This is a genomic window from Viridibacillus sp. NPDC093762, from assembly GCF_050279675.1.
Taxonomy (GTDB): domain Bacteria; phylum Bacillota; class Bacilli; order Bacillales_A; family Planococcaceae; genus Viridibacillus.
The window spans coordinates 121,787-129,485 of record NZ_JBNNUK010000012.1 but is presented as its reverse complement, the minus strand read 5'-3'; the positions used below and the strand labels follow the sequence as shown (position 1 = coordinate 129,485).

Below are 7,699 nucleotides of genomic sequence, written 5' to 3'. Positions count from 1 at the left end.
ATTTTCCCTTTATTCGGTGCATTTGACAATGTAATAAGCCGTTGGGCAAAAGGAATGCTTACAAAATCATATCAGCACCAAAATGTTTACATACATCAGTTCAGAGGGAAATTAATTAATTCTGTAAAGAAAAATATAGAAGTAGTAGAGAATATTGAAAGTATTAATTTGATAAATGGTCTAACTGTTATGAATGCGTATATAGATTTATTCGATAGTAAACCGAAAGATTTAACTAAAATTAATCGAAATGCTATTCTTCATGGTAGTTATAACTATGAAACATTAAATAAAAACAGCTATTTGAAAATTGTCGTATTACTTAAATCAGCTTTAGCTTTATTGGAGATACCCCTTTTAGAATCAGAGGTCTTTAATTAAGCCAATATAGTAGATGTCTAAATGCATACCTTACCTCTTTAGCACAATCCACTACTTTCTCACTAGATTTAGTATGAGGATTGTGTTATCTTTTTTAAGAACGAATGTTCGTTAAAATTAGATTTTGTGAATAATGAATGGAGTGAACGGTTTGGCTCTTACACCTGAACAACAACAAGTATTAGCTTTAATAGAAAAACACCAGGAACCAATGCCGGATTATGTAAAAGAATATATATTATCTAAAAAACGCGCTGGTCTATCCCCTAACACACTTTTACAGTATCTATATAGATAGATATAAGCATTTCTTTAATAGGGCACTTTCTGAAGGCATTATAAGTGCTCCCAGTATAACTGCTTTCTCCTATGCAGAACTTGAAGTAATGAAAAAAGAAACAATTGAGTAATATTTGGACTTTTTAAAAGAAGAAAACATATCACAAGATAAGACTACAGTTGAACACAGAGGTCCAGCTGTTGTTGAGCTATCGGTGCATGCATTAAAGGCTCTCTTTAACTATTTAACAAAAGAGACAGAAATTGATGATGGTGAATGCTACTTCTATAGAAATGTGATGAGTAAGATTGTTCTACATACTAAACGTGAAAGCTAACAGACGTGCTAGGAATATCAGTTCTGTTCTACTTAATGATGAAGAATTAAATGAGTATCTTCAATTTATTAAGAATGGATATGGAGGTCTGATGCTTTATCTACGAAATTTTATAATTTACAGGGAGTTTCAGTTTGTGTATTAAGTCCACACCAATTACTTGAAGAAAAGAAAGTTCATGAATTAGGAACAAGAAGAAAACTTAGACAAAAAGATATAGAGAGCATGAAAACAATTCAACAGATTATAAATGAACTAAATTAAATGGAATTGGAAGTTAAAGCATCCAAATAGGTACTAATGATATTGAGAGAGCTTTTTAAAAACTTTAAATGTACTTTCCAATACGGATAATTCATCCAAAAAAACTAAATAAAAAAATCAAGAATGCTGTTCAATCAACATCCTTGATTTTCATAAAGGGTCGTCAATGAGTCGAAATCAGATTTGTTAGACAGCCCTCTTTTATTTTATTGATAATGATAAAAGTAGAAAAATTATTAAAAGAAATGTGCAACTTTTATAGGGGAATGCACTTGATTTAAGCCGATTAAAAGTTTAAGTCGAGCTTTTTGGCCACTAATCCCTGGAGCATAAATGACACCCATATCCTCCAGCATTTTGCCGCCACCTTCATAACCGTAAACGCCTTGTGCAATGCCGTTAAAACAGCGTGAAACTAAAACGACTGGGATTTGATGATCGAGCAGTGCTTGAATGCCGGCTACGACAGCTGGTGGGACGTTACCTTGGCCTAAACCTTCTAAAACAACACCATCGTAACCACTATCTATTGCCGACAATAAAAGGTCAGCTTCCATGCCTGCATATACTTTGAATAAAGCGACCTTTTTTTCAATTGTAGACACTTCTACATATTGTTTTTGCAAAGGAGCGTGGTGAAAATGAATCATTGTTTTAGTAATAAGTCCAAGTGGTCCATACTGTGGACTTTGGAAAGTGCCGACATTCGAAGTTGAGGTTTTTGTAACGTTAGCAGCTGCATGAATTTCGTCATTCATTACAACTAGTACACCCTTGTTTTTTGCATTTTCGGAAATAGCAACTCTCATAGCTTCTACTAAATTATAAACTCCGTCTGCCCCTAATTCATTGGAAGAGCGCATAGCTCCTGTTAAGACAATAGGAATTTCCAAATTCATTGTTAAATCAAGAAAATAAGCTGTTTCCTCTAGAGTATCAGTACCGTGAGTGATGACAACACCATCAATTACTTGCTTACTGACTGCTTCTAAAATAAAATTTTTCAATTTGAGCATTTCAATAGGTGTCATATGTGGAGAAGGTAAATTAAAAGCATCTAATTCTATAATATCAGCATACTGTCTTAGTTTTTTACTTTCTACGATTAAAGGATTAGTTTCTTTTGGAACAACAGCACCTGACTCCTCATTTACATGCATTGATATCGTTCCACCAGTATGTATTAATAAAATTGTTTTTTTCATGACAAATCCTCCTTGGATTACTTTTGCTAGATGATATGAATGGTATAATAAACAGACATAGATTGAAAGGAGCAACTACATGTTTATCCTATTAACAGTGGCGATTGCTCCTGGCCTCGCGCTGTTTAGCTTTTTTTACCTACGGAATCAGATGGCTACGGAGCCTCGGAGAACATTGTTCCATACATTTATATATGGTGCAATTTTAACGTTCCCTATTCTATTTTTACAGTATGTTTTTCAAGAAGAGCAGATTTTTTCAAACCCAATCTTGGAAAATGTCGTCTTTACTGGAGTCATTGAAGAATTTTTTAAATGGTTGATTTTAATGATTGCCATTTACCATCATGTTGAGTTTGATGATCCATATGATGGGATATTATATGGTGTCGCCATTTCATTAGGTTTTGCGACAGTAGAAAATATTTTATACTTACTTTCATACGGTGTAAACACTGCATTTTTACGTGCCTTAATGCCAGTTTCCAGCCATGCATTATTTGGTGTCGTCATGGGTTACTATTTAGGGAAATCGAAATTTTCTAAGAAAGAACAAGTAAATGAATATATCGTAGTTGCATTATGTGCACCTATTCTACTTCACAACGCATACAATTTAATCTTCTTTTCACAAGATCATTGGTCATATTTAATGATTCCTTTTATGTTGTTTTTATGGTGGTTCGGGCTAAGAAAAGTAAAACAAGCACACTATCACTTAATTCAACATCTATATGCTCAAAAAAAAATATAAATGCCGAGAGAAATATTCTACTTCTCTTGGCATTTTTTTAGTTGGTTTTGTATAAAAAACGTAGATTGAGACATTCTACGAAAAAGGAGGCTCACAATCAATGAGACTTTTTAAAGTACTTCTCATCATACTTATGACTTTCACTATTTTCGCAATGAACGATGTGCATCGCGGAGAAGCATTTTCTAATCAAGTGGTTGCAAGAGGAGCTAATGGCGATGATGTAATTGAATTGCAAGCAAGGTTGCAATATATCGGTTTTTATACTGGGGAAATTGATGGTAAGTTTGGTTATGGTACGTATTGGGCCCTAAGAAACTTCCAAGAGAAGTACGGGTTAAAAGTGGATGGAATTGCTGGTACAACGACGAAGAAAAAATTAACTGCTGCTTCAAATTATAATAAAGAATTTGTAATGGAGCAGTTAAATAAGGGTAATCGATTTACACATTATGGTGGTAAATCATTAGAACAACAAGTTCAACAGGGAACGGGTTCACAATCTAATACACAATTACCAACTAAATATTCTGATCAAGATTTGAAATTAATGGCAAATGCGGTTTACGGTGAAGCCAGAGGTGAGCCATACGAAGGTCAAGTTGCTGTAGCAGCTGTTATTTTAAATCGATTAGATAGTCCGGAATTTCCAAATACCATTTCGGGTATTATTTTCCAACCTAGAGCTTTTACTGCAGTTGCAGATGGTCAGATTTGGTTAACACCTAATGAGCGTGCAATGGAAGCAGTAATTGATGCGATGAACGGTTGGGATCCTACTGAAAATGCGCTCTATTATTTTAATCCAAAAACAGCTACTAGTGAATGGATTTGGACAAGACAACAAATCAAAACAATAGGTCAGCATATTTTTTGCTTATAGGAGGTGCTTGATTGAAAAAGTTAACATTCTTTCTTGTTTATGCTGTTATAGTTCTTTCGGTTTTTAGTTACACGTCTGCAAAGGAAAAAACAAATTTAAAACAGTTATTACATGCTCAATATACGAATCAGATGTCAGATGCTTCTAGCCAACTAAATGAGCTACAAAAAGCTGTGCAGCAATCCCTGCTTTTTAGTGACCCTACTGCATTAAATGACTCATTACAAGATGTTTGGCGTTTATCTTCAGACATTCGTCAAACAATTGGAGGTTTACCACTAGATCGTGACTTTACAACGCAATGGATGAATTATTTAGGGCGTTTAGGTAATCAAGCGAAATTAACAATGACTTCTGAAGACTCGAAAGCAGATTGGAATAAAAGTATTTCCAATGTAGCTTCAAATTTAAGTTCCTTTTCAAGTGAGTGGGACGTTGCTACAGCGCATTTATTACAAGAAGATAAGCATTATAATAAATGGCTAGATCAACTAACAAATATGGATGTAAAAAATAATTTTACGAACTTATCTGCAACGGTAAAATCATATGCAGAAAGTGATTTTCCGTTAACAACAAGTGAAACGGATAATCAAAAGAAAAAAGATTTAATAGCATTAAATGATAAAGTTATTTCAGAAAAAGAAGCTTTAGCACGTTTTAAAGAAATGTTCCCGCAATATGAAAAAGCAACAATTCGTATTGAACAAAGTAAAAAAACAGCTCCATATCCGTTCTATCATATTACTTTCCATGAAGGAATTAGATTAGGTTATGCAGATATTACGAAAAAAGGCGGACACTTACTATCGTTTTTAGTGGAACGACCAGTAGATAAAAGTACATTAAGCCAAGAAGAACTTATTAACAAGGCCAATAAACAGATGAAAGAACTAGGCTTCGATGATCTCAAAATTGAAGCATCTAGAGAAAATACAATGGCATGGCATTTAAATTATGTACGTATTAACCCATCTAATAAAGCGAAAGTATATGCCGATGGCGTACAAGTGAAAATTGCAAAAGACAATGGTGAAATCATTGGGATTAATGGTATGGAATATATTCAAAAAGAAACATTAAAAGATCAACCAATGAAAAAAATTGATTGGACAACGTTTTTCGATAAAAATGTTGAAATTGTAGAAGAAGCTTTATCTTATAGTGAAAATGATAGAATGGAAGAACGTTTGTGCTACGAGTTGACAGTTGTTTATTACAATAAGAATGTTCCGCTTACATTTAGAGTATTGGTAGATACAGAAACGGGCGAAATCATCAAGAATGAAAAATTATAGACCAATTGCAAGGGGTATATTGTATTGTCTCTAGCATAATTTAACAATCCATGTCATAATTAAACCACTACTAAAGTGGCATAAAGGGAGATTGAGATGGAACTTAAAATTGGTACAATAATCACGTTAGAACCCATCAATTCAGAATCTATAGAACATTTTAAATGTAAAGTTGTGGAACAGAAAGATGGTAATATTTATATTGACTATCCAGTAAGTACAACTACTAATAGAACTTCCTTTTTAGCTAGGGGCAGTCAATTCCGTGCATCTTTTATTGATGAAGAGAAAATAGCCCATGCTTTCAAAACAGAAGTACTTGGAAGGGTAAAAGCGAATATTCCGATGATTATGTTGTCCTTTCCAACCGACGAAGAAATATTTAAAATACAACGAAGAGAGTTCGTTCGTGTCTTAACACCTGTGGATGTCGCTATACGCTTCAAGGATGAATATTATCAATTTGTCACAGAAGACATTAGCGCTGGTGGTTTAGCAATCATTTTAAATCAAAAAGTTGCATTTAAAGAAAATGATGAATTTGATATGACGATTGTTTTACCTTTCTCTAATAAGGATGTTAAATATATTCAAACGAGGGCATCGGTTATTCGAATTATTGAAAGAGAAGACAGTGTTATTGCACCGTTACACTTTACTGATACAGATGAGTTGGATCGTCAACATATAGTGCGCTTCTGTTTTGAACGACAGCTATTAATGCGAAAAAAAGAAACAGCTTTTTAATTATCAAAGAGTCCTCTGAATTTTAGAGGACTTTTTATTTTTATGGTGAATATGTGAAGTAGTGGACTTTAAGTACAGCCACTCCACTATTTTTGCTAATATTTTTAAACAGTAGCTATAGCGATATGATAGTGATTATTTTAAGTGCCGAAAATTATAGCAAGATTTTGGTTTTTAAGCATTACATGATTCGTAGTTAAACGTGTCGCCTCAGCATTTCGGTTGTGATACAATATTACGGAAAGAAGGGGTTGAAACCGTGAAAAAGAATATTCAAATCGCAATTGACGGCCCTGCTGGAGCAGGTAAAAGTACAATTGCTAAAATTGCAGCAGAAGCTCTCGGATATACATACATTGACACAGGTGCTATGTATCGAGCTCTTACATTAAAAGCATTGAAAGAAAATATAAATTTAGAAGATGCGGAAAGTGTAACAAACTTATTAGGGAAGACTGATATTACGTTAAAACCTTCAGAAAATGGACAACTTGTATTTTTAGATGGTCAAGATGTTTCTCAAGAAATTCGCTCAAATGAGGTGACGAGTAATGTTTCTAAAGTAGCGGCACATGCGGCTATGCGTGAAATTATGGTTCAACGCCAACAAGAAATGGCGAAATTAGGCGGAGTTGTTATGGACGGTCGTGATATCGGAACAGCTGTTTTAACAGATGCCGAATTAAAGTTATACATGTCTGCAACTGTTGAAGAACGTGCACGTCGTCGTTTTGAAGATAATAAACAACGCGGTATTGTTTCTACTATTGAGCAATTACAAGAAGAGATTGCACTACGTGATAAATTAGATAGTGAAAGAGAAGCTTCTCCACTTGTGCAAGCAGAAGATGCCATTTTCTTAGATACAACTGAGCTGTCTATTCAACAAGCAGCAGATGCTATTTTAAAATTAGTGCGTGAAAGGATGGCATAAGATGGACTTTTACCAATTTGCTAAATCTGTTGTCTTTACCGCTTTAAAACCGATTTACCGTATGGAAGTGATTGGCCTTGAGAACTTCCCAAAAGAGGGAGGTATTTTACTTTGCTCCAATCATATAGATGCACTTGATCCACCTGTTGTAGGAATTACTTCCCCTAGACCAGTGAATTTTATGGCAAAGGAAGAGCTTTTTAAATTGCCTATATTGAAAAGTATTTTACCAAGTGTTCATGCATTTCCAGTTAAACGTGGGTTAAGCGACCGCCAAGCGTTGCGCACTGCCCTTGATTTATTGAAACAAGGTCAAGTGGTTGGTATTTTCCCTGAGGGTACAAGAAACAAAACAGGCACTCTTGGTAAAGGTTTTTCTGGTGCAGGATTTTTCGCGTTAAAAGGCGAAGCAAATGTAATGCCATGTGCCATTATTGGGCCGTACAAACCATTCAGACGCTTAAAAGTGGTCTATGGTAAACCGATTGATATCGCACCTTATAGAGAACGTCGAGCAAAAGCTGAAGAAGTAACAGAGGTCATTATGGCGAGTATTCAAGAGTTACTTGATGAACATTATAATAAAAATTAAAAAAATTCCAATAAAAAAGAGTTA

General features: G+C 34.4%; 9 protein-coding genes and 1 pseudogene. 9 read left to right on the top strand and 1 reads right to left on the bottom strand.

Features of this window, described 5'->3' with window-relative positions; translation table 11 throughout:
- From ACQKM9_RS15250 to ACQKM9_RS15240, 3 genes and pseudogenes are all read left to right on the top strand, one after another.
- Positions 1-381: pseudogene (locus ACQKM9_RS15250) on the top strand (hypothetical protein); the annotation flags it as partial.
- Positions 382-514: 133 nt separating this feature from the next.
- Positions 515-679 (top strand): hypothetical protein, encoded by a 165-nt coding sequence (locus ACQKM9_RS15245; protein ID WP_427735194.1) that lies wholly within the window; start codon positions 515-517, stop codon positions 677-679.
- Positions 680-794: 115 nt separating this feature from the next.
- Entirely contained in the window at positions 795-998 is a 204-nt protein-coding gene (locus tag ACQKM9_RS15240; protein ID WP_427735193.1) for a hypothetical protein, read from the top strand.
- A gap of 500 nt (positions 999-1,498) precedes the next feature.
- On the opposite strand, the gene ACQKM9_RS15235 is transcribed toward ACQKM9_RS15240, so the two are convergent.
- Entirely contained in the window at positions 1,499-2,467 is a 969-nt protein-coding gene (locus tag ACQKM9_RS15235; RefSeq protein WP_427735192.1) for an asparaginase, read from the bottom strand.
- A 79-nt stretch (positions 2,468-2,546) separates the two neighbouring features.
- Between ACQKM9_RS15235 and prsW the strand changes: the two genes are divergently transcribed.
- From prsW to ACQKM9_RS15205, 6 genes are all read left to right on the top strand, one after another.
- Positions 2,547-3,221: a glutamic-type intramembrane protease PrsW gene (gene prsW / locus ACQKM9_RS15230; protein WP_427735191.1), complete on the top strand. Its 675-nt coding sequence runs from the start codon at positions 2,547-2,549 to the stop codon at positions 3,219-3,221.
- A 100-nt stretch (positions 3,222-3,321) separates the two neighbouring features.
- Positions 3,322-4,104 carry a spore cortex-lytic enzyme gene (gene sleB / locus ACQKM9_RS15225; protein WP_427735189.1) on the top strand — a complete coding sequence of 261 codons (783 nt, stop codon included), beginning with the start codon at positions 3,322-3,324 and terminating at the stop codon, positions 4,102-4,104.
- An 11-nt stretch (positions 4,105-4,115) separates the two neighbouring features.
- Positions 4,116-5,402 (top strand): PepSY1/2 domain-containing protein, encoded by a 1,287-nt coding sequence (locus ACQKM9_RS15220; protein WP_427735187.1) that lies wholly within the window; start codon positions 4,116-4,118, stop codon positions 5,400-5,402.
- Between the two features lie 96 nt (positions 5,403-5,498).
- Entirely contained in the window at positions 5,499-6,149 is a 651-nt protein-coding gene (locus tag ACQKM9_RS15215; protein WP_427735186.1) for a flagellar brake protein, read from the top strand.
- Between the two features lie 259 nt (positions 6,150-6,408).
- Positions 6,409-7,083, top strand: a complete 675-nt coding sequence (gene cmk / locus ACQKM9_RS15210; protein ID WP_427735184.1) for a (d)CMP kinase — start codon at positions 6,409-6,411, stop codon at positions 7,081-7,083.
- A gap of 1 nt (position 7,084) precedes the next feature.
- Positions 7,085-7,675, top strand: a complete 591-nt coding sequence (locus ACQKM9_RS15205; protein ID WP_427735182.1) for a lysophospholipid acyltransferase family protein — start codon at positions 7,085-7,087, stop codon at positions 7,673-7,675.
- Positions 7,676-7,699: the final 24 nt, after the last annotated feature.